Source organism: Methylobacterium longum (assembly GCF_022179385.1).
GTDB classification, from domain to species: Bacteria; Pseudomonadota; Alphaproteobacteria; order Rhizobiales; family Beijerinckiaceae; genus Methylobacterium; species Methylobacterium longum.
Window position 1 is genome coordinate 33,076 of the sequence record NZ_BPQS01000006.1, and the last position, 26,002, is coordinate 59,077.

A 26,002-nucleotide genomic window follows, 5' to 3' on the forward strand; every position below is an offset into this window, starting at 1 on the left:
CGGAGGCGCGGGGCCGATCTGCTCTTCATCGTCACTCTTGTACGTTCTCGGTTTGGAGACCCGGCAGAGTGTCCGGTTTCCGGCATGGTCCGGGCCGGCGAACCCGGGCCTCGACCATGCCGGCGAGGTCGTTGCCCCGCATGCCGCTTGTGCTCGGCCTGGCTCGTAGACCGCGCGATTCGGGCGAGAATGCGGAAGCTGCGCGTTCGCGTCGTCCGTGGAGTCGCGGCATCCTTGCCGCACCGGTCGCCAGTCACTTGCTGAAAGCAGTTCGATCTGGCAGTTTCGTGACTTAGGACAGCACAACTGTCCCATCGGCCGTGCACCCCGGCCGTCGCCGACTCGCGCGTGGGCGAGAAATCCGGCAGACGGATACGGGCGCGCCAGCGCACCGCTCCTTCGAGCGGTCTGGGTCCTCGATGAAGGCAAGTCGACGGGGGCGTCCCAGCGGGACCGACCGGACGGCCTGCGACATGAGGTCAGAGCGCAGGGCGCCGACGGCTTGCGGGCATGAAAGATGCTCGCGGGTTCAAGGGCTGCGGACGGATTCGAGGGAAGGACGAGACGAAGCATGTCACAACGCAGACCCGCCGAAGAGTTTGCTGTGTCCTCGGTCCACGCCGCCGCTCCGCGCGGTGGCGCGATGCCGCTCGTCGTGCGCGATCCCGCCCTCCCGAAAGCTCAGGGTGCCTACGATCCCGCGAACGAGCGCGACGCCTGCGGTGTCGGGTTCATCGCCGACATGCACGACCGGCGCACCCACGCGATCGTCGCTCAGGGTCTGAAGATCCTGGAGAACCTGGATCACCGCGGCGCGGTCGGCGCGGACCCGAAGATGGGCGATGGCTGCGGCATCCTCACGCAAATTCCGCACGGCTTCTTCGCCGACGAATGCTCGCGCCTCGGCTTCGAACTGCCGCCGGCCGGCGCTTACGCGATCGGCCAGTTCTTCCTGCCCAAGGCCGAGGAGCCGCGGGCGATCATCCAAGACATCGTGGAATCCGTCCTGGCCTCCGAAGGGCTGCCGGTGCTCGGCTGGCGGGACGTGCCGGTCGATCCGGAGGATCTCGGTGCGGCCGTGAAGGCTACGGAGCCCCATCACCGGCAGGTCTTCATCGGCCGGCCCGCATCGGTCTCCGACCAGGACGTCTTCGAACGCCGGGTCTACGTCGCCCGCAAGGCGATTTCCAACAAGGTCTACGCCCTCGACGATCCGCGGGTGAAGGAATTCTACCCGGTCTCCGTGTCGACCCGGACCATCGTTTACAAGGGCATGGTGCTGGTCACGCAGCTCGGCGGCTACTTCCTCGACCTGAAGGACGATCGCTTCGTCTCCGCGATTGCCCTCGTGCACCAGCGCTTCGCCACCAACACCTTCCCGACCTGGCGTCTATCGCACCCCTACCGGATGGTGGCGCATAACGGCGAGATCAACACGCTGCGCGGCAACGTCAATTGGATGGCGGCCCGTCAGGCAAGCGTGGATTCCGATCTCTTCGGCAACGACATCTCGAAGCTGTGGCCGATCTCCTACGAGGGACAGTCCGACACCGCCTGCTTCGACAACGCCCTCGAGTTCCTGGTGCAGGGCGGTTACCCGCTTGCCCACGCGATGATGATGCTGATCCCGGAGGCCTGGGCCGGCAACCCGCTGATGAGCGAGGAGCGGCGGGCCTTCTACGAGTATCACGCCGCCCTGATGGAGCCGTGGGACGGCCCCGCCGCCGTGGCCTTCACGGATGGCCGCCAGATCGGCGCCACCCTCGACCGCAACGGTCTGCGCCCGGCGCGCTACATCGTGACCGACGACGGCCTCGTCGTGCTCGCCTCCGAGATGGGCACCCTGCCGATCCCGGACGAGAAGATCGTGCAGTCCTGGCGCCTCCAGCCGGGCCGCATGCTGCTGATCGACCTCCAGAAAGGCCGCATCGTCTCCGACGAGGAGATCAAGGGCGAGCTGGCGGCCGCGCATCCCTATGCCGAATGGGTGAAGAACACCCAGATCGTGCTGGAGGACTTGCGTCCGGTGCAGCCGCGCGAGTCGCGTGGTGACGTCGGCCTCCTCGATCGCCAGCAGGCCTTCGGGTACACGCAGGAAGATCTCAAGCTGCTGATGCAGCCCATGGCCGTCACCGGCCAGGAGGCGGTCGGCTCGATGGGCACGGACACGCCGCTCTCGGCCCTCTCCGAGAAGTCGAAGCTGCTCTACACCTACTTCAAGCAGAACTTCGCGCAGGTGACGAACCCGCCGATCGACCCGATCCGCGAGGAGGCCGTGATGAGCCTCGTCTCGTTCATCGGGCCGCGGCCGAACCTCCTCGACATGGAGGGCGCGTCCCGGCGCAAGCGCCTGGAAGTACGCCAGCCAATCCTGACGAACGGCGACCTGGAGAAGATCCGCTCGATCGGCCATTTCGAGGACCGGTTCGATACCAAGACCCTGGACATGACCTACCCGGCCGAGTCGGGCGCGCAGGCCATGGACGGAGCGCTCGATCGCCTCTGCGACCGCGCCGAAGCGGCGGTGCGCGGCGGCTATAATATCATCGTGCTGACCGACCGGGCGGTCGGGCCGGACAGGATCCCGATTCCGGCGCTGCTCGCCACCGCATCCGTGCACAATTACCTGATCCGGAAGGGCCTGCGGACCTCGGTCGGCTTGGTGGTCGAGTCGGGCGAGCCGCGCGAGGTGCATCACTTCGCGTGTCTGGCGGGCTACGGCGCCGAGGCGATCAATCCGTACCTCGCCTTCGAAACCCTCTTGGAGATGAAGGACGAGTTTCCGCCGGATTTCACCGACGATGAGATCATCTACCGCTACATCAAGGCGATCGATAAGGGCTTGCTGAAGGTGATGTCCAAGATGGGCATCTCGACCTATCAGTCCTATTGCGGAGCGCAGATCTTCGACGCGGTCGGCCTGAACTCGACCTTCGTGGGTCGGGACTTCTTCGGCACGGCGACGACGATCGAGGGTGTCGGCATGGCCGAGATCGCCGAGGAGACGGTGCGCCGTCACCGGGACGCCTTCGGCGACGCACCGGTTTATCGGAACGCGCTGGATGTCGGCGGCGAGTACGCCTACCGGCTGCGGGGCGAGACCCACACCTGGACGCCCGACACCGTGGCGACGCTGCAGCACGCGGTGCGCCTCAACGTGCCGGAGCGCTATCGGGAATATGCCGAGCTGGTGAACCGCCAGGAACACCAGCTGAAGACGCTCCGCGGCCTGTTCCGCATCAAGTCGGCCTCGGAGATCGGCCGTGCGCCGGTTCCCATCGAGTCAGTCGAGCCGGCCTCCGAGATCGTCAAGCGCTTCGCCACGGGCGCCATGTCGTACGGCTCCATCTCCAAGGAGGCGCACGAGACGCTGGCCATCGCGCTGAACTCGTTCGGCGGCCGCTCGAACTCGGGTGAGGGCGGCGAGGAGGTGGAGCGGTTCAAGCCGCTGCCGGACGGGCGGTCGCGCCGGTCCTCGATCAAGCAGGTGGCCTCCGGCCGCTTCGGCGTCACGACGGAATATCTCGTCAATTCCGACATGATGCAGATCAAGGTCGCGCAGGGCGCCAAGCCCGGCGAGGGCGGCCAGCTGCCCGGCCACAAGGTCGACGCCAAGATCGCCAAGGTCCGGTACGCCACGCCGGGCGTCGGCCTGATTTCGCCGCCGCCGCACCACGACATCTACTCCATCGAGGATCTCGCCCAGCTGATCTTCGACCTGAAGAACGTGAACCCGGCGGCCGACGTGTCGGTGAAGCTCGTCTCCGAGGTTGGCGTCGGCACCGTGGCGGCGGGCGTCGCCAAGGCCCGGGCCGATCACATCACCATCTCCGGGTTCGACGGCGGCACCGGCGCGGCGCCGCTGACCTCGCTGAAGCACGCGGGCGGCCCCTGGGAAACCGGTTTGGCCGAGACTCAGCAAACGCTGGTGCTCAACAATTTGCGCGGTCGCGTCGCCCTCCAGGCGGACGGCGGCATTCGCACCGGGCGCGACGTGATCATCGCAGCGTTGCTCGGCGCCGATCAGATGGGCTTCTCGACCGCCCCGCTGATTGCGGCCGGCTGCATCATGATGCGCAAGTGCCACCTGAACACGTGCCCGGTCGGCGTGGCCACGCAGGATCCCGTGCTGCGCAAGCGCTTCAAGGGCACGCCCGAACACGTCGTGAACTACTTCTTCTTCGTGGCCGAAGAGGTGCGCGAGATCCTGGCGTCGCTCGGCTTCACCAAGCTGGAGGAGGCGGTCGGTCGCTCGGACGTGCTCGACAAGGTCGAGGCCATCGCCCACTGGAAGGCGCGGGGACTCAACTTCGCCAAGCTGTTTCACCGGCCAAAGGTGGATGAGGGTACGGCGATCCGCCACGTCGATGTGCAGCACCATCCGATCGACACGGTCCTCGACCGGCGCCTGATCGAGGGGGCTAAGCACGCGATCGAGACCGGCGAATCGGTGGTGTTGACAGACACGATCCGGAACTCGGACCGGGCCGCCGGGGCGATGCTGTCCGGCATGGTCGCGAAAGCACACGGTCACGAGGGACTGCCCGACGACACCATCGTGGTGAAGCTCAGCGGCACCGCCGGCCAGAGCTTCGGCGCCTGGGTGGCGGCGGGGGTGACGATCGAGCTGACCGGCCACGGCAACGACTACGTCGGCAAGGGTCTGTCGGGCGGCAAGCTGATCATCCGGCCGAGCGACGCGCTGAAATCGCCGCCGGACCGGACCATCATGGTGGGCAACACCGTGCTGTACGGGGCGATCGCCGGCGAGTGCTACATCCGCGGTTCGGCGGGCGAGCGCTTCGCGGTGCGCAACTCGGGTGCCATCACGGTGGTCGAAGGCATGGGTGACCACGGCTGCGAGTACATGACCGGCGGCGTCGTCGTGTCGATCGGCGAGACCGGCCGCAACTTCGCCGCCGGCATGTCGGGCGGCATCGCGTACGTGCTCGATGAGGACGGCTCGTTCTCGGCGCGTTGCAACCTGTCGATGGTCGACCTCGAGCCGGTCGAGGAGGAGGACGACCTGATGCGTCGCTTCCATCAGGACGGCGACCTGGAAACCAAGGGGCGGGTGGACATCCTGGCCGACATGTCGGGCCACGACGAGGAACGGCTGACGCAGCTCATCAAGAACCACCTCAAGTACACGGGCAGCCCGCGCGCGAAGGCGATCCTCGACGATTGGTCGGCCTATCGCACCAAGTTCGTGAAGGTGATGCCGGTGGAGTACCGCCGCGCACTCCGCGAGATGGAAATGGCGCGGATGCCGGTCGCCGCTGAATAGGCGGCCTTCGAGGCCGGGCGGCGCACCGCCCGGTCACGCATGCAGCATACAAGACGACGCGGGCAGCGCAGTCAGGGACTGGCCGGCCCAGGGGCTGACCAATGGGCAAGATCACAGGCTTTCTTGAGTTCGACCGGCAGGAGCAGAAGTACCAGCTCGCCGCCGACCGGGTGCGGCACTTCCGCGAATTCACGCTGCCGCTCGACGAGCACGACCTCACGAAGCAGGCGGCGCGCTGCATGGATTGCGGCATCCCGTTCTGCCACGGCCCGACCGGCTGCCCGGTCCACAACCAGATCCCGGACTGGAACGACCTGGTCTTCCAGTCGGATTGGGAGGAGGCCTCGCGGAATCTCCATTCCACGAACAACTTTCCCGAGTTCACCGGCCGCGTCTGCCCCGCACCCTGCGAAGAGGCCTGCACGCTGAACCTCGAGAACCAGCCGGTCGCCATCAAGACGATCGAGCAGGCGATCGCCGACCGCGCCTGGAACATGGGCTGGGTCAAGCCCGAGCCGGCGCAGATGCGGACCGGCAAGCGCGTCGCGATCGTCGGCTCGGGCCCGGCTGGCATGGCGGCCGCGCAGCAGCTGGCCCGGGTCGGTCACGACGTCCACGTCTTCGAGCGTGAGCCGAAGGCCGGAGGCCTGCTCCGCTACGGCATCCCAGACTTCAAGATGGAGAAGCGCCACATCGATCGGCGGGTACGCCAGATGGAGGCCGAGGGCGTGGTCTTCCACTACAACCAGAACATCGGCGTGACGAAGCCGGTCGAGGAGCTGAAGGCCGAGTTCGACGCCGTGATGTTCTGCGGCGGCGCGGAGGATCCGCGCAACCCGCAGTTGCCCGGACAGGACCTTGAGGGCGTGCATTACGCGATGCCCTATCTCGTCCAGTCGAACCGGCGGGTGAACAACGAGCCGATGCGCGGCAACGGCGAACTGCCGATCCTGGCGAGCGGCAAGAACGTCGTGGTGATCGGTGGCGGCGACACGGCCTCCGATTGCGTCGGCACCGCGTTTCGGCAGGGCGCCCTCTCGGTCACGCAGCTCGACATTCGTCCGCGGCCGCCGGAGCGCGAGGACAAGCTGTCGGTGTGGCCCTACTGGCCGACCAAGATGCGCACCTCCTCGAGCCAGGCCGAGGGTGCGGAGCGCGAGTTCCAGGCCGCAACGCTCCGGGTCGAGGGCAACAAGAAGGGCCGGGTCACCGGCGTCGTCTGCGCCCGGGTCGACGCCAAGCGTCAGCCGATCAGCGGCTCAGAATTTGTCCTGCCCGCCGACCTCGTCTTCATGGCGATCGGCTTTGCCGGCTCCGTGCAGAAGGGTCTCTTGGAGCAGTCCGGCATCGGCGTGAGCAAGCGCGGCAACGTCGAGGCGAACGAGGAGGATTACCGCACCTCCGACGCGAAGATCTGGGCGGCCGGCGATATGCGGCGCGGCCAGTCGCTGGTGGTCTGGGCGATCCGGGAAGGGCGGCAGGCCGCGCGCGCCATCGACGAGACGCTGATGGGCGCAACGGTCCTGCCCCGGTAGGTCACCGCCGATCGGACGCGGCGATGTTTCACGGGGCAGCCCGGCGATCAGCCGGGCGGCCACCGGAAATCGTCGGCGCGGCCGGGCTGCGGCATCGGAGCGTTCCCGCGCAGCAGCGTCCGCTCCACGGTACCGAGATTGTCGGCGTCCCTCGGACGGGCATTCAGCAGCGTGCCCCCGGGCGAAACCTCAGCACGGCTCAAGGGCACCACCGGACCGGCTGCTGGCTTCACCGGCAGTGCTGGCACACCCGGCGGCTCCGGCAGGCTGGGCAGCATCGCGGTGATCTGGCGGTCGATCGCGGCGGTATCGGTCGGCTGACCGCTTCCGTCCAGGCTTGGTCCCGACACGGATGACGGAGAACTCGGCGCGACGGCCGCAGCCGGGGGCTGGTCGGCTGCCGGCGCCGCCGTACCCATGAGGCGCTTCAGTTCGACATCGGCGAAGTGGGCGAGCTTTCGGTCGCCGGCCTTCGTGAAATGAACGCCATCGGCGGTACGGAGCTTGGCGATCTGCCCCTCCGGATCGGGACCGGAGGCGGCGTAGCGATCCCGATCATCGACGAAGCCCGGCCAGATATCGACGTAGGTGGCGCCGGCTTTGGTCACGCTGTCGCGGACGATGTCGTTCATCGACGCGAGGTCGCGACTGAGCGCCTCGCTCTGCATCGGCGGGAGACCGACCCAGATTAGCGGGACCTTGCGATCGGTGAAGACCTTGATCAGGGCGTCGACGCGAGCCTTGTAAAGGACCCGCCACCGATCGGTCAGCGGTTCCGCCGTCTCGTCGCCCTCGCGGATCGGCTGCCGGTCGTTGGCGCCCAGCATGATCAGTGCGTATCGGACCTTCGGACTCACCTGCAGGTAATCCTGCGCCACCTTCGGCCAGTCGACCACGTCCTTGCGGGCGAGGCCGCTGTCCCCCTTGGCGCGGTCGATCACGGCCACGTCGGCATTGTCCTCGAAGACGTCATCGAGGCCTTTCGCCAAGTGGTCCGCCAGCGAGTCGCCGAAAATCGCGATCTGCACGCTCGGTTCGCTCTTGGCCACCGCCGGTTTCGCGGGCGTCGGGGCTCGGGCGGGGCGGACCCGGCGCTTGACCGCGGGCGGCGGTCGCTGCGCTTCCGTGGTGCCGTAGTTGGGACGCGGGCGCGGGGCGCGGTAGGTTCGCTCAGGCTGGGGCGCGACGGGCTGGGGCCTGTCTTCCCACGGCCAGTAGAACTGGCGCGGCGCCTCCTGTTGGGGGGCGTAGCGTGGCTGGCGCGCGTAGCTTCCGTCGTCGCGGTAATAGGCGTCCCGGGGGCGGCGACGCGGCGGAGCCTCGTAGTAGGCGCCGTTACTGGGCTGCTGATAGCCGTCGCCCCACTGGGCCCGCGCGGGCGCCGTGCCGAGCAGCGCCAGAACCGCCAACCCCAAGGCAGCCGCGAACCCGAACGGCAGCGGGTTCATCGAGGCATGCCGACCAGCGACTTTCATGCGCATTCCGCACTCTTTCGCCGGACGGAATCCGCCCGGCATCGACCCAGTATAGGGGAACTGGGCCGCGGGTCTAAATCACTCCGCAGTTTACGGCCGGGGCGCGGGCTTGCCCACCATCCGTGCCAGGAGGGCCGGCGTGGCATAACCGTCGGCCGGCAGTCCGACGCTGATCTGATAGCGCCGCACCGCCTCGCGCAGTCGAGGTCCCGCGCGGCCGTCACGCGGGCCCTCGTAGAATCCTGCCGCGCCGAGGCTGGCCTGGAGCGCCCGTAGACCGGGTCCGTCGAGGCGCAGTGACGCCGATGGCCAGGGTGCGGATAGGGGCGCACCACCGTCGAGCCGGTCAGCCAGATGCCCCACGGCGAGCGCGTAGGAGTCGGAGGTGTTGTAACCGCGGATGACCTCGAAATTGTCGGTGATCAGAAAGGCGGGCGCACCCACTCCGCCCGGCAGGAAGAGGCTGGCACGGCCCCGCCCAGGAAGAGGCTTGCCATCGGCGCGACCCACGCCGCGCTTGGCGAAATCGCCGAGTTCGCCCGTGTACTGAGACAGGTCGAAGCCGTCTGGCAGGCGCACCTCGTAGCCCCACGAGACCGTCGGGTTCCAGTTGAGATCCTTCAGATAGGCCGCGATCGACGCCAGCGAGTCCGCATCGCTGGTCCAGATATCGCGCCGTCCGTCGCCGTCGAAGTCGACCGCGTGCGTCAGGTAGGTGGACGGAAGAAACTGAACCTGGCCCATCGCACCGGCCCAGCTGCCACTCATGCGATCGGGCGCGACGTCGCCACGCTCGAGAATCGTGAGCGCCGCGAGGAGCTCGTCGCGGAACAGGGCGCCCCGATGCTGAGCCTCGGCCAACGTCGCCAGGGCTCGGATCGTGCGGACGCTGCCGGCACTGGCACCGAAATCCGACTCGATGCCCCAGATTGCCAGGATCACCGGCGCCGGGACCCCGTAGCGCGCCTCGATCGCCGTCAAGGTCGATGCTGCGGCAGCGGCCCGCGTGCGCCCGCGCGCGAGGCGACCACCCGAGACGGCGCCCACGAGGTATTCCCAGACCGGACGCACGAACTCGCTCTGACCGCGGGTCCTGGCGAGGATGGCAGGATCCGGACCGCTGATCCCCCGGAATGCGGCATCGAAGGTCGCCGCGGAGACGCCGCGCGCGGCGGCGTCCGGCCGCAAAGCCTCGACGAAGGTCCGGAAGGTGCCGTCCCTGCGCGCGCCCTCGGCGGCGCGGGCCGGAGCCGCGGCGAGGCACAGCGCCGCGGCGCACACGGCTCTGCGTGTGGGCATCCGGTCAGATCCGGTTGCGCTTGCCGAGGCTGTCCTCCCAGGCGAGGGCCTGGTCGACGATGGCGTCGAGATCGTCGTTGCGCGGCCTCCAGCCGAGCCGGTCGCGGATCAGGCTGGCCTCGGCCACGATCCGGGCCGGGTCTCCGGCGCGGCGCGGGCACAGACGCACCGTGAAATCACGGCCCGAGATCCGCTTGACGACCTCGATGACCTCGAGCACCGAGTAACCGCGTCCGTAGCCGCAGTTCAGGGTCAGGCTCTCGCCGCCAGAGCGCAGGTGATCGAGGGCAACCCGGTGCGCCTCGGCCAGATCGGACACTTGGATGTAGTCGCGCAGGCACGAGCCGTCGGGGGTGGGGTAGTCGGTACCGTACACGTCCAGCCGCTCGCGCTGCCCCAAGGCCGCCTGCGTGGCGACCTTGATCAGGTGCGTGGCGTTCGGTGTCGATTGACCGGACCGACCCTTCGGATCGGCGCCGGCGACGTTGAAATAGCGCAGGATCACGTAGGAGAAGCCGTGCGCGGCCGCCGCGTCGGCGATCATCCACTCGCTCATGAGCTTGGAGCGGCCATACGGGTTGATGGGCGCGAGCGGCAGATCCTCGGGCACCGGAACGACCTCGGGCTCCCCGTAGACGGCCGCCGTCGAGGAGAAGATCACGTGCTTCACGCCCGCCCGCACGGACGCCTCGATCAGCGCACGGGTCTTGACGGTGTTGGCGAGGTAGTAGCCGAGGGGATCTGATACCGACTCAGGCACCACGATCTTGGCGGCGAAGTGGGCGAGCGCGTCGATCCGGTGCTGGAGGATCGTCTGCGTGACGAGCGCCTGATCGGCGACGTCCCCCACGACGAGCTTCACGCCTTCCGGGACCGCCCAATCGAACCCGGTGGAGAGATCGTCCAAGACGACGACCTCGTCGTGACCTGCATCGAGCAGGGCCAGAACCATATGGCTGCCGATATAACCGGCCCCACCCGTCACAAGAACCGCCATATCACCCCTCGAGAAGCCTGCCTGCGATGACCACTTAGTCGCGCGCAGACGGTATATTTACGGCACTCTGCCACATAGAATCCGCGCAGGGTCGTCGTGGTGTATCGCGTTCGCCTATCTCACGTGCCGCAGCGTCGACCACGTCGTTCCAATCAGTTTCGGGGTTACCGTTCGATGAAACCGATCCGCAAGGCCGTCCTGCCCGTGGCGGGGTTGGGTACGCGCTTCCTGCCCGCGACCAAGGCGGTTCCGAAGGAGATGCTCACGGTCGTGGACCGGCCGGTCGTGCAGCATGTGGTCGATGAGGCTCGGGAAGCCGGGATCGAGCATTTCATTTTCGTGACCGGCCGCGGCAAAGCGGTGATCGAGGACCATTTCGATATCGCATTCGAGCTGGATCACACCCTTCAGGAGCGCGGCAAGACCGCGGCCTACGAGGATCTCAAGAGGGATCTGCCGAAGGCCGGTCAGACCAGCTTCACCCGGCAACAGGCGCCCCTCGGCCTCGGACACGCGGTCTGGTGCGCCCGCGAGATCGTGGGGGACGAGCCCTTCGCGGTCCTGTTGCCCGACATGCTGAGCCGCGGCTGCATGCAGCAGATGCTGGCGACCTACGCGCAGCACGGCGGCAACGTCATCGCCGTGGAGGAGGTGGCCCCCGAAGAAACCCATCAATACGGCATCGTGAGCGTCGGCGAGACCTACGGAGAATCGTTCCAGATCACCGGCATGGTCGAGAAGCCCAAGCAGGGCACCGCGCCGTCGAACTACATCATTTCCGGGCGATACATCCTGCAGCCTGAGATTTTCGGTATCCTGGAGCACGGCAAGAAGGGGGCGGGCGGCGAGATCCAGCTCACCGATGCCATGATCGACCTGATGGAAACGCAGGACTTCTTCGGCCTGCGGTTCGACGGGCGGACCTACGACACCGGCTCGAAGCTCGGCTTCCTCACGGCCAACTTGGCTTACGCCCTCGAGCGCCCGGATCTGGCAGGCCCTCTCCGGATCGAGATCGCCAAGCTGCTGAAGGATCAGGGCTGAACGGCGCGGTGCAGCCATGCACCTGACGCGGAAGCGGCGACGATTTAAGCCTTGCTTCTTGTGCGTCGCACTTTAGTTTGTGCGTTGCGAGATCGCGATGGCGTCGCGGTCCCGCAGCCCTTCTTGGGCGTTTCCTCCCTAGACTTCGGGCCGCTCCTTCGGGAGTGGCCTTTTTTCTTTGACGGCGGTGCTTCCGTCTGAGGCGGACGCAGGCGAAGGCTATTCGGCCGCCATCCGGCGCGGTGCGAGGTCGCCCAGGTCGGCGGCGACGTCAGCCACGATCGACTCCAAGGCCGCCACGAGGCTGGTGAAGCCCGGCGTGATCGCGAGGCTCACCTCATTCATGTAGAGCGCGCGATTGACCTCGATCTGGAGCGCGTGGCGCCCGAGGTTGGGTTCGCCGTAATGCTCGGTGATGAAGCCGCCGGCGTACGGCTTGTTGCGCACCACGCGGAAGCCGCGCCCCCGGAAGGCGGCCTCGAAGCCCTCGATCAGGCTCGGCGCGCAGGCGGTCCCGTACCGGTCCCCCAGGACGACATCGGCCTTGACCTCGGTATCGCGCCCGAGGCTTGAAGACGGCATCGAGTGGCAGTCGATCAGCACACAATGGCCGTGATTGCGCGACGTCCGCTGAATGAGGTCGCGCAGAGCCCGGTGATAGGGCTTGTAGAGCCCCTCGATCCGCGCCGTCGCCTCGCTCACCGGCAATCTGCGGGCGTAGATCTCCTGACCGTCGGCCACCACTCGGGGAACCGTGCCCAGTCCGCCGGCGACGCGCATCGACCGGGTGTTGGCGAAGGGCGGCAACCGACCGTCGAACATGCGCGGATCGAGTTCGAACGGCTCGCGATTGACGTCCAGGAAGGCCCGCGGAAAATTCGCGCGCAGCAAGGGTGCGCCGAGCGTCACCACCGAGGCGAACAGGCGCTCCACGTGCGCGTCCTCGGAGCGCCGCAGGGACAGGGCGTCGAGGCGTGAGGCCGCGATGAAGTGCGGGGGGTAGACGGCTCCGGAATGACCGGTATTGAAGACGAAAGGCAGGGTGTGAGCCGCCGGCTCGTCGACCATGAAGGCCGGGGCGAATCCGAAGGCGTCTGGCTCGACCGGTTCAGGCGCAGTCATCGTCTCGTGGACACCCCGGCGGTTGGGCAATCGCGGCAGACCCGCACTGTGGTGCGCGATCGGCCGCCTGTCCACTCCAAGCGCGCGGCTCACGGAGCCGCTTCGGGCATCGCGGTGCGAATCGCGGGCGCCATCCTAACACCTTGTTTACCATCGCCTCCCTTTATGGGATCAACCTCCTGACTCGAAGGCTCGGATCCGGCCGATGAAAATCCTGCTGGCGGAAGACGACAACGACATGCGCCGGTTCCTCGCCAAGGCGCTTCAGAACGCGGGCTACGACGTCCTGTCCTTCGACAACGGCCTCTCGGCCTATAATCGGCTGCGCGAGGAACCGTTCGAGCTGCTGCTGACCGATATCGTGATGCCCGAGATGGACGGCATCGAGCTCGCGCGCCGGGCGACCGAGCTCGATCCCGACATCAAGGTCATGTTCATCACGGGCTTCGCCGCTGTGGCGCTCAATCCCGATTCCAAGGCGCCGAAGGACGCGAAGGTCCTGTCGAAGCCCTTCCATCTGCGCGACCTCGTGAACGAGGTCGAGAAGCTGCTGGCGGCCTGAGCGGCGCCACGCGGCCGAGCGCATCGCACGATGCGCCGCTGCCGGCGCGGTGCGCTGTGACCACACGGGCATAGGCAATTCGGATTGCGCGCTCCTATATGGTCGGAGTTCACGCGCGAGACGACCAACGCCATGCAGCCGGTCACGATCTACACCACGGCTTGGTGCCCCTATTGCTCGGCGGCAAAGAGCCTGTTGAAGGACAAGGGCGCGGCCTTCCAGGAGATCGATGTCGAGCGCGTGCAGGGCGCCCGCAAGACGATGGTCGACCGCGCCGGCGGACGCACCAGCGTCCCGCAGATCTTCATCGGCGAAACGCATGTCGGCGGCTGCGACGATCTCTACGCCCTGGACCGTGCTGGCAAGCTCGATCGCCTCCTGAAGGACACGGCCGATGCCTGAAACCCGGTTTGCGGCCGCCTGCTTGCAGATGCGTTCGGGCCGGGACCCGGGCGCGAACCGTGCGGCGGCGGTCGCGGGCATCCGCGAAGCGGCTGGGCTCGGCGCGGTCTACATTCAGACACCTGAGATGACCTCCCTGGTCGAACGAAGCCGGGAGCGGCTGTTCGCGCAGGTGACCGACGAGGCCCGGGATGCGACGCTTGCGGATCTGCGCGAGACCGCGCGCGCAACCAGAACGGTGGTGCAGATCGGCTCGATCGCGGTGCGCTCGGGCGACAAGATCGCCAATCGCGCCTACCTGATCGGTGCCGACGGCGAGATCCTGGCCTCCTACGATAAGCTTCACCTGTTCGATGTGGATCTGCCGAGCGGCGAGCGCTGGCGGGAATCGGCGACCTATACCGGCGGAGCCTGCGCGGTCGTCGCGGCCACGCCGTGGGCCATGCTGGGCCTCACGATCTGCTACGATATTCGCTTCCCGGGTCTCTACCGGGCGCTGGCCGAAGCCGGGGCCGAGATCCTCACCGCGCCCGCCTGCTTCACCCGCCAGACCGGGGAGGCCCACTGGCACGTTCTTCAGAGGGCGCGGGCGATCGAGACGGGTTCATTCGTGATCTCCGCCGCGCAGGGCGGTCTGCACGAGGACGGGCGGGAAACCTACGGCCATTCGATGATCGTCGATCCCTGGGGCCGGGTGCTGGCCGATGCGGGCGGGTCCGAGCCCGGTGTGATCCTGGCGGAGATCGACGTGGCGCAGGTCGCCGATGCCCGGGCGCGCATTCCGTCGCTGAAGCATGGGCGGCCCTTCACCGTTGAACAGGCCGGCCCGAAGGTGCAGGCCGCACAATAAAACAGCAGCAAGTTCAGGCGAATGATCCGTTACAGTCTCGTCTGCGAGGCGGCCCACGGCTTCGAGAGCTGGTTCCCCTCGTCGGATTCCTACGACGCGCAGGCTGCGCGCGGCCTCGTGACCTGTCCGATCTGCGACAGTGCGAAAGTCAGCAAGGCGCTCATGGTCCCGAGCATCGCCCGCACGGATCGGGAGCGTGCACCTGCCCGGCAGCCGCCGCAACCGGCGGCGCCCATGACCATGGTGGCCGAACCCGAGCGACAGCTCAGGGCGATGCTGCGTGCGCTGAAGGACCACGTCGTGGCCAATTCCGAACATGTGGGTGCCCGCTTCCCGGAGGAGGCGCGCAAAATCCATTATGGCGAGACGGAAGGCCGCTCGATCTATGGCGAGGCCAGCCCCGACGAGGCGCGCGCGCTCATCGAGGAAGGGATCGACGTGGCCGCCCTGCCTTTTCTGCCCGACGATCGGAACTAAACCAGCGCGTCACCGGCCGGGACAGAGGGCTCAAGCGTCTGTCCGCTCAGGGCCGCGCCGCGGCCGTGCCGGCGAGGGACGCGAGGGCGAAGGACGCGAGGACGTTCCACCCGGCCAGGGAGACCCCGAGAACCCGCAGCGCTGCGATCGAGCAGTCGACCACCTTCGTGGATTGGAGGGCGTTGAGGAAATCGCCGATCTGACCCGGATTGGCACCCGTCCCGCCGCCGCAATCGGACGGTCCCGGCCAGAAGCCCCACTCGGCGCCAGCGTGGTAGACGCCGATCCCGGCGCCGTAGAGCAGCCCCAAAGCGGCCAGTCCGAGCGCCATCCGCCCGACACGCTCGGGCGAGAACAGCGCGATCAACCCGAGCGGGACGGCCGCGTAGTAGGGTAGCCGCTCGGTCAGGCAGAGCTTGCAGGGCGCATAGCCGTATCCGTATTGCATCACGAGGACGGCCGCCACGACGAGGGCCGCCAGCATCGCGAGCCACAGGCCCGTCGTCTTCACGCGCAGGGTAGCTGCCGTATTCATCGTCACAGGATCACCTTGAAGAGCAGGAAGCCGAGGATGATGACGGCGAGGGAAATCGCCACGACGGCGTTGAGGTGTCGATCGAGGACGCCGCGGATCTGGATGCCGTAGCGGCCGAGCAGACCGGCAAGGATGAAAAAGCGGGCACCTCTTGTGATGACCGACAGCACCGTGAACCAGAACAGGCTGTAATGGGCGAGGCCCGAGGTGATCGTGACGAGCTTGTAGGGGATCGGCGTCAGACCCTTCAACAGGATGACCCAGTGCCCGTATCGCGCATACGATTCCTGAAAGGTCGCGGCCGAATTCTGCAGGCCGTAGACCCGGATGAGCCATTCGCCGAGGGAGTCGAACAGCAGCGCGCCGATGGCATAACCGACGAGTCCGCCCAGGACCGACGCGACGGTCGCGATGGTGGCGTAGAGCCAGACGCGGTCCGGACGGCTCACCGCCATGGGCACGAGCATCGCGTCCGGTGGGACCGGGAAGAAAGAACTCTCGGCGAACGCCACGGCGCCGAGCACGTAGGGCGCGGACGGCCTGTCGCTGAGGGCCAAGATCCACGCATAGAGCCGGCGAAGCATCCAACCGTCCGAAGTGACCGAGCGGCGCCCTTTGAGCATAGGCGCTCCGCGTTGACCAGATTGGCACCGCGGGCGAAAAACGCGCTTGGCCGGCGCGGCCGACCTGTGCGAAGAGCGCCGTACGGGCGGGTATGGCGGAATTGGTAGACGCGGGCGACTCAAAATCGCCAGCCGCAAGGCGTGGGGGTTCGATTCCCTCTACCCGCACCACGCACTGCCGGACGCGGCGCGGTCGCGCCGCAGGCAACTGCCCGGCGCTCGCCAGAACCGCTTCGCCCGGATCGTGTCGTCGGACCCGGATCCGCAGAACCTGATCGCGAGGCACTGCGCAGCAGTCTCGAGCGAGCTCGTCACGGATCGTATCGGCCATCAAGGGGCTCCCTCGAGACCTCCGAGGCGTTCCCGCTTTCCGGAGCGAGGGGGCGAGTTGCAGATCCGCGGACGTGAGCACGGGCGGGATCGAGACAGCCGGTCGCCCTGACGTCCTCTTCCATCTCCCCTAGTTTGACCGGTGCGCGGCGGTTCGCGCCACTTGATCGGGGCAGAGCCAGTCCGTGGACGTGCAGCGCAGTGTCGCGATCCTGGGAGCCGGCATGGCCGGTGCGGCGGCGGCCCGCAGACTCGCCGAAGCCGGGCTACGCGTCCAAGTGTTCGACAAGGGACGCGGCGTCGGCGGCCGGATGGCAACACGGCGGTCCGGGGCCGCGCAGTTCGACCATGGTGCCCAATTCATGCGGGCACATGGACACGCATTCGCTATCCGGCTCGAAGATTGGGTGCGGCGGGGCGTGGCGGCGCCCTGGGCGGGTTCGGGGCGCCACGTCGGCCAGCCCAGCATGACCGCTCCGGTCCGCGATCTGCTGGCCGGTCTTGCAGTGATGAGCACCACCACGATCACGCGAATTCTGCGGCGCGAGTCCGAGTGGCATATCGAGGACGCGACGGGCGCAGTTCATGGGCCGTTCGGCGCCGTGGCGATCACCTTCCCCGCGCCCCAAGCGCTCACCCTGCTCGAAACGTCCGGTTTCGCGCTGCCCGGCGTCGCCCTGGCCCGGTACGCGCCGTGCTGGTCATTGATGCTCGCCGTCGAGGCGGCGACGGCGGAGCCCCTGATGGAGCCTCGGGAGGATCCGATCGGCCTCATCGCCTGCGACTCCTCGAAGCCCGGCCGTCCGGACGGCATACGGCTCACCATCCATGCCACGCCGGATTGGTCGCGCCAGCACCTCGAGGACCCGCGCGAGACCGTCGTCTCCGCGCTCGTTCAAGCGACCGCGGAGCGGCTCGGCACCACGCTTCGGCCGACCGTCGCGGAGGCGCATCGCTGGCGCTACGCCCAGGTGGAGGTCGCCCTCGGCGTTCCCAGCCTCTACGACCCCGCCCTTCGTCTCGGCGCTGCCGGCGACTGGTGTATCGGTGCCCGGATCGAGGCTGCCCACGACAGCGGCCTGCACCTCGCCGAAGCGATCCTGGCCGACCGGGGCGCCGCGGCGTGATCCCGCCGATCGCCTTTCATCCTGCCTACGAGTCGAGCCTCCCGTCGGGCCACCGGTTCCCGATGCGGAAATACGGACTGCTCGCCGAGACGCTGCTGGAGAAGGGTCTTGCGCCCCTCGGATTCGTGACGCCGGAGCCCGCGACCGCAGAGATCCTCGTGCGGGCGCACGATCCCGCCTACGTCGCCGCAGTCCTGGCCTGCGCCGTGACTCGCGACATCGAGAAAGCTATCGGCCTCCCGGTCGACGCGGCCCTCGTCCGGCGCTCGCGCGCGTCGGTGGGTGGAACCCTTCTGGCGGCGCGGTTGGCGCTCGCGGAGGGACTGGCGGGCAGCGCCGCGGGTGGCAGCCACCACGCACGGCGCCTGCAGGGCGCCGGGTTCTGCGTGCTGAACGACGTCGCGGTGGCCGCTCGGACCTTGCAGGCGGAGCGGCGCATTCAGCGCGCCCTAGTGGTCGATCTCGACGTCCACCAGGGCGATGGCACTGCCGATTGCCTCGCCTTGTGGCCGGACCTGTTCACGCTGTCGATCCACTGCGAGAACAATTACCCCGCTCAGAAGATCGCCGGCGACCTCGATATCGGTTTGCCGGACCGGCTCGACGATGCCGGCTACCTTGCGGTCCTGCACGCTCGCCTGCCGCCGCTCCTCGACGCGCTCGCACCCGACATCGTGTTCTACAACGCCGGGGTCGATCCCCACCGGGACGATCGGCTCGGCCGCCTCTGCCTCACCGATGCGGGCTTGTTCGCGCGCGACCGCTTCGTGGTGGCGCAGGCGCGCGCGCGCAGGATCCCGCTCGTGGCGGTCATCGGCGGGGGCTACACCTCCGATGTGGACGCGCTGTCACGGCGGCACGCCCTGGTCTTTGAGGCTCTGGCGGCGGAAGCGGGGAACGTCCGGCCGCCCATGTGAGGCCCCGATGCATCAGGTCGCGACGGAGATGGGCGGCGCAGAGACCGGGAAAGGTTTTGGGAAGGGTCGCGACGGAGGATGATGGAACCGCGGATCAGGGCGGATCCGCGACCTCCGCTCCGTGACACCATCGAGGCTCGGCCATGTTCGCGCGGCTCTGGGATGTGGTGAAGGCGACCTTGGCCGTGTCTGCCCTGATCGCGGCTGCCCTCATCTCCGCCGACAAGCTCGATCGCCAACGGACGCAGTCGGCGATCAACACCACCCTGGCCGAACCGGTCGCCACCGGCGCGATCGCGCCGGCGGCGCGCCAGTGACGCCAACGGCCCAGCGCCGGCCGGACGCGGCGGGAGAGATGCAGGACGCAGGGAAATCATCGCGGCGCGCGGCGTTCTGGGCCCGGTGCCGCGGCTGGGCCAGATCCGAGACCGGCTGCTCGCGACAGACATTTGCGTCCTCAGGAACCGTTTCGATGAAACGCGCCCTCTTCGCCCTGCTCGCCGTCGCCTCGGTGTCGGCGCCCGCCGTGGCCGAGACGGGTACCCAGCGCGCGGCCTGCACGCCGGACGTGATGCGCCTGTGATCCGCACAGATCCCCAATGCCGGCGCGATCACGGAGTGCCTGCGGGCGAAGCGGGCGAGCCTGAGCGGGGCCTGCCGCCTCGTCATGGATCAGACCGACGGGTCGGTCCGCAGCGTCGCGACCCCGCGGTGACGGGTCGGCCGCCGGTCACCAACCGTTGATGCGGGGCCAGATGTCGCCCGTATGCCGGCCACCCGCGACCGCGTGGTAGCGATCGTGCTGGGCGCCGGTGGCGCAGGCGTGGTTCGGCAGGATCCGGACCCGGGCTCCCACGGGAATTTCGGGCCGCGCGGCCGACGAGCCCTGTCTGAGGGCGAGGATGCCGTGCTCCTGATTGGCATCCCGCACGATCAGATCCGGATAGGGGCGGCCGGAGCGGTCACAGACGAGGCCGTAGCCCTGGTCGACCGCCTGCCGGGCGGTACCCCTGTCGCGTGAGAGCGCCATCCAGCCCGCATCGGTGATGATCCAGCCCTTATCGTGCTGGTGGCCGATCACGGTGGCGAGGACGGTCAGCGCGATATCGTCCACCGCGCACGAGCCGACCCCGGCCTGGAACAGGTCGCCGATCATGAACACGCCCGCGCGCATCTCGGTGACGCCGTCGAGGTGCTCTGCGTAGCGCGCCGTCGGGGTCGAGCCGACGCTGACGATCGGGCAGGGCAGGCCGGCCTCGCGGAGGATCGTGGCGGCCGTGACGGCGGCCACGCGCTCGGCCTCCGCCGCCGCGCGCAGGGCAGCGGGATCGCTGAGTCCGTAGCTGTCGCCGGCGTGCAGCAGCACGCCGCGCAGGTCGGCGCCCGCGGCGAGGGCCCGGCCGATGCCGATCAGCCGCTCCGCATCCCGGGGGCCCACGCCGGACCGGTGACCATCGGCGTCGACCTCGATCAGCACGGGCAGGGGATCGCGCTGAAGCCGGCTCCAGGCCGCGACCGCTTCGGCCTGCGCGAGCGAATCGAGGATGATCGCCAGATCGGCGCCCCAGCGACGGCGGACGGCGCCGACCCGATCGAGCTTCTGCGGCGCGATCCCCACCGCGTAGATCATGTCGCGGACGCCGCCCTCGGCGAAATATTCCGCCTCCCGCAGGGTCGAGACCGTGGCGGGACCGGAGGGATCCGCCATCGCCCGGCGCGCGACGTCGAGGGACTTGGCGGTCTTCAGATGTGGGCGGAGGGTGACGCCCATACCGTCGAGGTGCGCGCGCATCCGGGCGATGTTGGCCTGCATCCTGTCCGCATCGAGGAGGAGGCAGGGGGTTTCGAGCCCGTCGAAGCCGTCATCGCCCGGTCCGTCGTGCCCGTCCGCCATTTTGCCGCTCCCGCTTCCGCCAGCGCCCAGGGTCTACGCGAGGGCGGCCGGCGGCCCAACAGCATTCCGCCGGCTACCGATCCGCCTACGTCGTTGCCCGGAGCGCCGCCACGAACGCCGCGGCATCCCGGGCGATGTCGGCCGGTGCCTTGCCGGGCCGGTAGAGGTTCGACCCGAGACCGAATCCGGCGGCTCCGGCCTGCCGCCAGCCGGCCAGGCTTTCGGGGGTGACGCCGCCGACCGCGAGGACGCGGGCGCCGGCCGGCAGCACGGCGAGATGCGCCTTGAGGGCGACCGCGGTGGCGACATCGGCCGGGAACAGCTTCAGCGCCGTCGCCCCGGCGGCCAGCGCCGTGAAGGCCTCGGTGGGCGTCTGGTAGCCGGGCATCGCGATCAGCCCGGCCGCCACGGTGGCGCGGATGACCGCCGCATCGGTGTTGGGCGAGACGATCAGGGTCCCCCCCGCGGCGCCGACCGCCTCCACCTGCGCGGGCGTCAGGACGGTGCCGGCCCCGACCAGGGCGCGGCCCGCGAACCGGTCGGCCAGGCGCGCGATGCTGCGCAGCGGCTCGGGGGAGTTGAGCGGCACCTCGATGAGAGTGAACCCGGCCTCCACGAGGGCGTCGCCCACCGCCGGCGCCTCGTCCGGCGTCAGCCCGCGCAGGATGGCGACGAGCGGGCAGATCGCGAAGGACGTCTCGAACCGATCCCGGATGGTCATGTCCGCAGGCTCCAGATGGCGTGAAGACCGGCCGTGGTCGACCCCTCCGGCACGGCGACGGGCGTCCCCCCCGCCTCTCGGATGGCGACGGCGTAGAGGTCCCCCAAGGCGCCCCCGCCGAGCAGGTGGACCGGCCGCTGGGCGAGATCCTCGCGGGTCGCGACGTCGGCGCCAATCAGGATGCCGCTGGCATAGGCGGCGGCGTCGCCCGGCGCCAGCCGGTCGAGCAGCACGCCGGCCCGGACCTCGAACAGCGTGGCGAGGACGTTCTGCGCCGCGATCCCGCGGCGGAGCCCGCGCCGGAAGGCGGCGCCGTCCGTAACGGCGCCGTCGAGCATTTCCGCCAGCACGCCGTGACTGCGGAGCAATGCGAAGATCTCGCCGGTCATCACGGTGGTGAAGGCCGTGATCGCGCCCTCGGCGGTGTCGATCCACTTGTTGTGCGTGCCGGGCTGGCAGAAGAGCGCGGTCGGCGGCGCCGCGCCCGCGCGGATCGCGCCCAGCACCTGAGTCTCCTCGCCCCGCATCACGTCGGGCCGCTTGCCGTGCCTCAGCGCGACGCCCGGGACGATCCAGACGCCGGGCGCGGCCTCAAGGCTCGCATCGGCCAGATGCTCCAGGGTGGCCGGGGCGGCGATGTAGGGCGCCTCGCGCCAGCCGCGGCTCGAACCGACCATCCCGCTGGCGATGACCGGGTAGGCGCCGAGTCGCTCGCGCAGGGCGGTGATCGAAGCGGGGTAGTCGTCCCGCGTCATCGCCAGCACGCCGCGGTCGTCCTGCAGGCTGTCGACCACGGCGCCGTCCGCCGCGACGGCGTAGGCGCGTCGGTTGGTCGTGCCCCAGTCGACCGCGAGGTAGGCCGCTCGCCCCGCCACGCAAACCCTCCCCCAGCTGATTTTTGTCTGAGTTAATGGCGGCCCCGGGGCCCGGTCAAGGGCGCTCGGCCATGCCGTTGGCCGCGGGCGACCAAGAAATATCAGTCGCCGGGGATTGTCGCATCGGTTCGGGCGTTTGCGATGGACGGCGAGCGGGCGGATCGGCGATATGGCCGCCAAGAATTCTTGTCCGGGGAGGGACTCGCTTGGCACGGGACGTGATCCTGGCGACAGATGGCCTGACGATGGAGTTCCGGGGGTTCCGGGCCGTCAACGGCGTGGCGTTGCAGGTGGAGCGTGGAACCATCCACGCGTTGATCGGGCCGAACGGGGCGGGCAAGACCACCTGCTTCAACCTGCTGACCAAGTTCCTGATCCCGACCGCCGGGACGATCCGCTACAAGGATCGCGACATCACCGGGTTGAAGGCCGCCGACGTGGCCCGGTTGGGGCTGGTTCGCTCCTTCCAGATCTCGGCGGTGTTCCCCCACCTCACGGTGATGGAGAATGTCCGCATCGCGCTCCAGCGGAGGCGCCGGGGCGATTCTTTCGACTTCTGGCGGGCCGAGAAGGTGCTGCGGGCGCTGAACGGCGAGGCGCTCGCCCTGGTCGAGGCGGTGGGCCTGACCGAGTTCGCCGACGTGCTGGCGGTCGAGCTGTCCTACGGCCGCAAGCGGGCGCTGGAGATCGCCACCACGCTGGCCCTCGATCCCGAGATGCTGCTCCTCGACGAGCCCATGGCCGGCATGGGCCACGAGGACGTCGAGCGCACGGCGCAGCTCATCCGGCGCGTCTCGAAGGACCGCACCATCCTGATGGTGGAGCACAATCTCTCGGTGGTGGCATCGCTGTCCGACCGCATCACCGTGCTGGCCCGCGGCCAGGTGCTGGCGGAGGGCGACTACGCCACCGTCTCCAAGGACCCGCGCGTGGTCGAAGCTTACATCGGGGCGGGACATGCCTGAGGCGGCGCTGAAGTCAGTCACCCCGGCCGCCGCGACCGGCTCGCTGCTGACCGTCCGCGGGCTGGAGGGCTGGTATGGCGAGAGCCACGTCCTCCACGGCATCGACATCGATGTCCGGGCGGGCGAGGTGATCACGCTCCTCGGCCGCAACGGCGCGGGCAAGACCACGACGCTCCGGGCGATCATCGGCATCCTGGGGCGGCGCTCGGGATCGATCGTCTACGACGGCGTCGAGACCATCCGCATGGCCTCGCGCAACATCGCACGGCTCGGGCTCGGCTACGTGCCGGAGGAGCGCGGCATCTTCGCGAGCCTCACGGTGCACGAGAACCTGATGCTGCCGCCGCGGGTGAAGCCCGGGGGCATGTCGGTGGCGGACATCCACCAGCTGTTCCCGAACCTCAAGGAGCGTGCCGGCAGCCAGGGCACCAAGCTCTCCGGCGGCGAGCAGCAGATGCTGGCGATCGGCCGGATCCTGCGGACCGGCGCCAAGCTGATCCTCCTCGACGAGCCGACCGAAGGTCTTGCGCCGGTCATCGTCCAGCAGATCGGCCGGACCATCCAGCAATTGAAGGCTCAGGGTTACACGATCGTGCTGGTGGAGCAGAATTTCCGCTTCGCGCAGACGCTCGCGGACCGGCACTTCGTGATTGAGCAAGGACGGGTGGTCGACATGATCCCCAACGCCGAGCTAGACGCCAATATCGACAAGCTGCACGCCTATCTCGGCGTCTGAAGCTCGCCGGCAGAAACCGCAGAAGCGCCAGCAACAGGCGCTCCGATACTTGGCTGGCGGAGAACCGCCGCGCCGCTCGAGGATGGAATTGAACATGTTCGGACGTATCGCCCGGCCCGTGACCCTCGCGGCTCTTGCAGGCGCCCTGATGATGGGCACCGCGAGCGCGCAGACCACCGTCAAGATCGGCATCCTCGGCGACCGCTCCGGCGCCTATTCGGACATCAGCGGCGAGGGCTCGGTCGTCGCCGCGAAGCTCGCGGTCGAGGATTTCAAGGCCGCCGACCACGGGCTGAAGGTCGAGATCGTCTCGGCCGACCACCAGAACAAGCCGGATGTGGGCGCGGCCATCGCCCGGCAATGGTACGACCGCGACGCCGTCGACATGATCACCGACGGGGTGACCTCCTCGGTGGCGCTCGCCATCAGCCAGGTCACCAAGGAGAAGAACAAGGTCTTCATCGACACCGGCGCCGGCACCGCCGACCTCACCGGCCCGCAATGCACGCCGAACACGATCCACTGGGTCTACGACACGGTGGCGCTGGCCAACGGCACCGGCGGCGCCATGGTCAAGCGCGGCGGCAACACGTGGTTCTTCCTCACCGCCGACTACGTCTTCGGACAGACCCTCCAGCGCGACACCAGCGCGGTCATCACCAAGAACGGCGGCAAGGTCGTGGGCTCGGTGAAGACCCCGTTCCCGACCTCGGATTTCTCGTCCTTCCTGCTGCAGGCGCAGGGGTCGGGCGCCAAGGTGATCGGGCTCGCCAATGCCGGAACCGACACGATCAACTCGATCAAGCAGGCGGGCGAGTTCGGCATCACCGAGGGCGGGCAGGCGCTCGCCGGCCTCCTGGTCTTCTCCTCGGACGTGCACTCGCTAGGCACCAAGGTCGCCCAGGGCCTCGTGCTCACCGAGCCGTTCTACTGGGACCTGAACGACCAGACCCGCGCCTTCTCGGACCGGTTCGCCAAGCAGATGAAGGGCGGCTCGAAGCCCACCGCCAACCATGCGGGCGTCTACTCGGACGTGCTCCACTACCTGAAGGCGGTGGCCGAGTTGAAGTCGACGTCCGATGGCGCGGCGACGGTCGCCAAGATGAAGGCGATGCCGACCGACGACCCGCTGTTCGGCAAGGGCGTGATCCGCGCCGACGGCCGCAAGATCCACGACATGTACCTGTTCGAGGTCAAGAAGCCCGCCGAGTCGAAGGGCGAGTGGGACCTCTACAACAAGCTCGAGACCATCCCGGGCGATCAGGTGTTCCGGCCGCTGAACGAGGGCAATTGCCCCCTCGTGAAGGGCTGACGGTAAGATCGGGGCGCGGAGAACGGCCATGACCACGATCTTCGGTGTGCCGACGCAGGCCCTGTTCGGGCAGTTGCTGCTCGGCCTGATCAACGGCTCGTTCTACGCGATCTTGTCGCTCGGGCTGGCGATCATCTTCGGGCTCCTGAACATCATCAACTTCGCCCACGGCGCGCTCTACATGATGGGCGCGTTCGTGGCCTGGATGCTGCTCACCTACGTGGGCCTCGGCTACTGGTGGGCGCTGGGGCTCGCGCCCCTCGTGGTCGGCGCCTTCGGCATCGTGCTGGAGCGCGTGCTGATCGCCCGGCTCTACAAGCTCGACCACCTCTACGGGCTGCTCCTGACCTTCGGGCTGGCGCTGATCATCCAGGGCCTGTTCCGCAACCAGTACGGCGTCTCAGGCCTGCCCTACGCGATCCCGGCCGAGCTGTCCGGCGGCCAGCGGCTGCCGTTCATGTTCCTGCCGAACTACCGGGCCTGGGTGGTGGTCGCCTCCCTCACCGTCTGCATCGCCACCTGGCTCGTCATCGAGAAGACCAAGCTCGGCGCCTATCTGCGGGCCGCCACCGAGAACCCGACCCTGGTCCAGGCCTTCGGCGTGAACGTGCCGCTGTTCCTGACCTTGACCTACGGGTTCGGCGTCGCGCTGGCGGGCTTCGCCGGGGTTCTGGCCGCACCGATCTACTCGGTGAACCCCAACATGGGCGCCGACATCATCATCGTGGTCTTCGCCGTGGTGGTCATCGGCGGCATGGGCTCGATCATCGGATCGGTGATCACGGGCTTCGCGCTCGGTCTGGTCGAGGGGCTCACCAAGGTGTTCTATCCCGAGGCCTCGGCCACCGTGATCTTCGTGATCATGGTGCTGGTGCTGCTCGTCAAACCCGCCGGCCTGTTCGGGCGCACGGCCTGAT

General features: G+C 68.4%; 23 protein-coding genes and 1 tRNA gene. 15 read left to right on the plus strand and 9 right to left on the minus strand.

The window, feature by feature from the left end; translation table 11 throughout:
* Positions 1 to 571: 571 nt before the first annotated feature.
* The gene (gltB, locus tag MFF58_RS07310) at positions 572 to 5,287 is read left to right on the plus strand and encodes a glutamate synthase large subunit (RefSeq protein WP_373323290.1); all 4,716 of its coding nucleotides are present in this window, start codon (positions 572 to 574) and stop codon (positions 5,285 to 5,287) included.
* A gap of 101 nt (positions 5,288 to 5,388) precedes the next feature.
* Entirely contained in the window at positions 5,389 to 6,822 is a 1,434-nt protein-coding gene (locus MFF58_RS07315; RefSeq protein ID WP_238286348.1) for a glutamate synthase subunit beta, read from the plus strand.
* A 47-nt stretch (positions 6,823 to 6,869) separates the two neighbouring features.
* On the opposite strand, the gene MFF58_RS07320 is transcribed toward MFF58_RS07315, so the two are convergent.
* The 3 genes from MFF58_RS07320 to galE all read right to left on the minus strand — a co-directional run bounded on the left by MFF58_RS07320 (position 6,870) and on the right by galE (position 10,593).
* Positions 6,870 to 8,303, minus strand: coding sequence for an SGNH/GDSL hydrolase family protein (locus MFF58_RS07320; protein ID WP_373323291.1), 1,434 nt, complete (start codon positions 8,301 to 8,303; stop codon positions 6,870 to 6,872).
* A gap of 84 nt (positions 8,304 to 8,387) precedes the next feature.
* Positions 8,388 to 9,596 carry a lytic murein transglycosylase gene (locus tag MFF58_RS07325; protein WP_238286350.1) on the minus strand — a complete coding sequence of 403 codons (1,209 nt, stop codon included), beginning with the start codon at positions 9,594 to 9,596 and terminating at the stop codon, positions 8,388 to 8,390.
* Positions 9,597 to 9,600: 4 nt separating this feature from the next.
* Positions 9,601 to 10,593 carry a UDP-glucose 4-epimerase GalE gene (gene galE, locus MFF58_RS07330; RefSeq protein WP_238286351.1) on the minus strand — a complete coding sequence of 331 codons (993 nt, stop codon included), beginning with the start codon at positions 10,591 to 10,593 and terminating at the stop codon, positions 9,601 to 9,603.
* A gap of 174 nt (positions 10,594 to 10,767) precedes the next feature.
* On the opposite strand from galE, the gene MFF58_RS07335 reads away from it, so the two are divergent.
* A complete protein-coding gene (locus MFF58_RS07335) occupies positions 10,768 to 11,637 on the plus strand; it encodes a UTP--glucose-1-phosphate uridylyltransferase (protein WP_238286352.1) in 870 nt (289 codons plus the stop codon).
* 219 nt (positions 11,638 to 11,856) lie between these two features.
* Here MFF58_RS07335 and MFF58_RS07340 read toward each other — a convergent pair whose 3' ends face one another.
* Positions 11,857 to 12,759, minus strand: a complete 903-nt coding sequence (locus tag MFF58_RS07340) for an N-formylglutamate amidohydrolase (RefSeq protein ID WP_238286353.1) — start codon at positions 12,757 to 12,759, stop codon at positions 11,857 to 11,859.
* Between the two features lie 205 nt (positions 12,760 to 12,964).
* Between MFF58_RS07340 and cpdR the strand changes: the two genes are divergently transcribed.
* The 4 genes from cpdR to MFF58_RS07360 all read left to right on the plus strand — a co-directional run bounded on the left by cpdR (position 12,965) and on the right by MFF58_RS07360 (position 15,050).
* On the plus strand, positions 12,965 to 13,321 hold the full coding sequence (gene cpdR, locus MFF58_RS07345; RefSeq protein ID WP_003603128.1) for a cell cycle two-component system response regulator CpdR: 357 nt from the start codon (positions 12,965 to 12,967) through the stop codon (positions 13,319 to 13,321).
* A 132-nt stretch (positions 13,322 to 13,453) separates the two neighbouring features.
* The gene (grxC, locus tag MFF58_RS07350; RefSeq protein ID WP_238286582.1) at positions 13,454 to 13,723 is read left to right on the plus strand and encodes a glutaredoxin 3; all 270 of its coding nucleotides are present in this window, start codon (positions 13,454 to 13,456) and stop codon (positions 13,721 to 13,723) included.
* Complete coding sequence (locus MFF58_RS07355) at positions 13,716 to 14,573, plus strand: carbon-nitrogen hydrolase family protein (protein WP_238286354.1); 858 nt, start codon at positions 13,716 to 13,718, stop codon at positions 14,571 to 14,573. Before grxC ends, MFF58_RS07355 begins: the two co-directional genes overlap by 8 nt.
* A 21-nt stretch (positions 14,574 to 14,594) precedes the next feature.
* Positions 14,595 to 15,050, plus strand: coding sequence for a DUF1178 family protein (locus tag MFF58_RS07360; protein ID WP_238286355.1), 456 nt, complete (start codon positions 14,595 to 14,597; stop codon positions 15,048 to 15,050).
* Between the two features lie 46 nt (positions 15,051 to 15,096).
* Here MFF58_RS07360 and MFF58_RS07365 read toward each other — a convergent pair whose 3' ends face one another.
* Positions 15,097 to 15,585 (minus strand): disulfide bond formation protein B, encoded by a 489-nt coding sequence (locus MFF58_RS07365; RefSeq protein ID WP_238286356.1) that lies wholly within the window; start codon positions 15,583 to 15,585, stop codon positions 15,097 to 15,099.
* A 2-nt stretch (positions 15,586 to 15,587) separates the two neighbouring features.
* On the minus strand, positions 15,588 to 16,169 hold the full coding sequence (locus tag MFF58_RS07370) for a YqaA family protein (protein ID WP_238286357.1): 582 nt from the start codon (positions 16,167 to 16,169) through the stop codon (positions 15,588 to 15,590).
* A gap of 125 nt (positions 16,170 to 16,294) precedes the next feature.
* On the opposite strand from MFF58_RS07370, the gene MFF58_RS07375 reads away from it, so the two are divergent.
* From MFF58_RS07375 to MFF58_RS07390, 4 genes are all read left to right on the plus strand, one after another.
* Positions 16,295 to 16,379 (plus strand) — tRNA-Leu (locus MFF58_RS07375).
* Positions 16,380 to 16,723: 344 nt separating this feature from the next.
* Positions 16,724 to 17,665: an NAD(P)/FAD-dependent oxidoreductase gene (locus tag MFF58_RS07380; RefSeq protein WP_238286358.1), complete on the plus strand. Its 942-nt coding sequence runs from the start codon at positions 16,724 to 16,726 to the stop codon at positions 17,663 to 17,665.
* Complete coding sequence (locus tag MFF58_RS07385) at positions 17,662 to 18,582, plus strand: histone deacetylase family protein (RefSeq protein ID WP_238286359.1); 921 nt, start codon at positions 17,662 to 17,664, stop codon at positions 18,580 to 18,582. The genes MFF58_RS07380 and MFF58_RS07385 overlap by 4 nt, the downstream gene beginning before the upstream one ends.
* Positions 18,583 to 18,725: 143 nt before the next feature.
* Positions 18,726 to 18,899: a hypothetical protein gene (locus MFF58_RS07390; RefSeq protein WP_238286360.1), complete on the plus strand. Its 174-nt coding sequence runs from the start codon at positions 18,726 to 18,728 to the stop codon at positions 18,897 to 18,899.
* A 413-nt stretch (positions 18,900 to 19,312) separates the two neighbouring features.
* On the opposite strand, the gene MFF58_RS07400 is transcribed toward MFF58_RS07390, so the two are convergent.
* The 3 genes from MFF58_RS07400 to MFF58_RS07410 form a co-directional block, all read right to left on the minus strand.
* Positions 19,313 to 20,476, minus strand: a complete 1,164-nt coding sequence (locus tag MFF58_RS07400; RefSeq protein ID WP_238286361.1) for an alanine racemase — start codon at positions 20,474 to 20,476, stop codon at positions 19,313 to 19,315.
* Positions 20,477 to 20,561: 85 nt separating this feature from the next.
* The gene (locus tag MFF58_RS07405; protein ID WP_238286362.1) at positions 20,562 to 21,197 is read right to left on the minus strand and encodes a 2-dehydro-3-deoxy-6-phosphogalactonate aldolase; all 636 of its coding nucleotides are present in this window, start codon (positions 21,195 to 21,197) and stop codon (positions 20,562 to 20,564) included.
* Positions 21,194 to 22,072 (minus strand): 2-dehydro-3-deoxygalactonokinase, encoded by an 879-nt coding sequence (locus tag MFF58_RS07410; RefSeq protein WP_238286363.1) that lies wholly within the window; start codon positions 22,070 to 22,072, stop codon positions 21,194 to 21,196. The genes MFF58_RS07405 and MFF58_RS07410 overlap by 4 nt, the downstream gene beginning before the upstream one ends.
* A gap of 206 nt (positions 22,073 to 22,278) precedes the next feature.
* Here MFF58_RS07410 and MFF58_RS07415 point away from each other — a divergent pair, with 206 nt between their 5' ends.
* The 4 genes from MFF58_RS07415 (at position 22,279) to MFF58_RS07430 (ending at position 26,001) form a co-directional block, all read left to right on the plus strand.
* Entirely contained in the window at positions 22,279 to 23,037 is a 759-nt protein-coding gene (locus MFF58_RS07415; protein ID WP_238286364.1) for an ABC transporter ATP-binding protein, read from the plus strand.
* Positions 23,030 to 23,773, plus strand: a complete 744-nt coding sequence (locus MFF58_RS07420; RefSeq protein WP_238286365.1) for an ABC transporter ATP-binding protein — start codon at positions 23,030 to 23,032, stop codon at positions 23,771 to 23,773. The genes MFF58_RS07415 and MFF58_RS07420 overlap by 8 nt, the downstream gene beginning before the upstream one ends.
* 94 nt (positions 23,774 to 23,867) lie before the next feature.
* Positions 23,868 to 25,085 carry an ABC transporter substrate-binding protein gene (locus MFF58_RS07425; protein ID WP_238286366.1) on the plus strand — a complete coding sequence of 406 codons (1,218 nt, stop codon included), beginning with the start codon at positions 23,868 to 23,870 and terminating at the stop codon, positions 25,083 to 25,085.
* A 28-nt stretch (positions 25,086 to 25,113) separates the two neighbouring features.
* On the plus strand, positions 25,114 to 26,001 hold the full coding sequence (locus MFF58_RS07430) for a branched-chain amino acid ABC transporter permease (RefSeq protein WP_043380394.1): 888 nt from the start codon (positions 25,114 to 25,116) through the stop codon (positions 25,999 to 26,001).
* The last annotated feature ends 1 nt before the right edge of the window (position 26,002 follow it).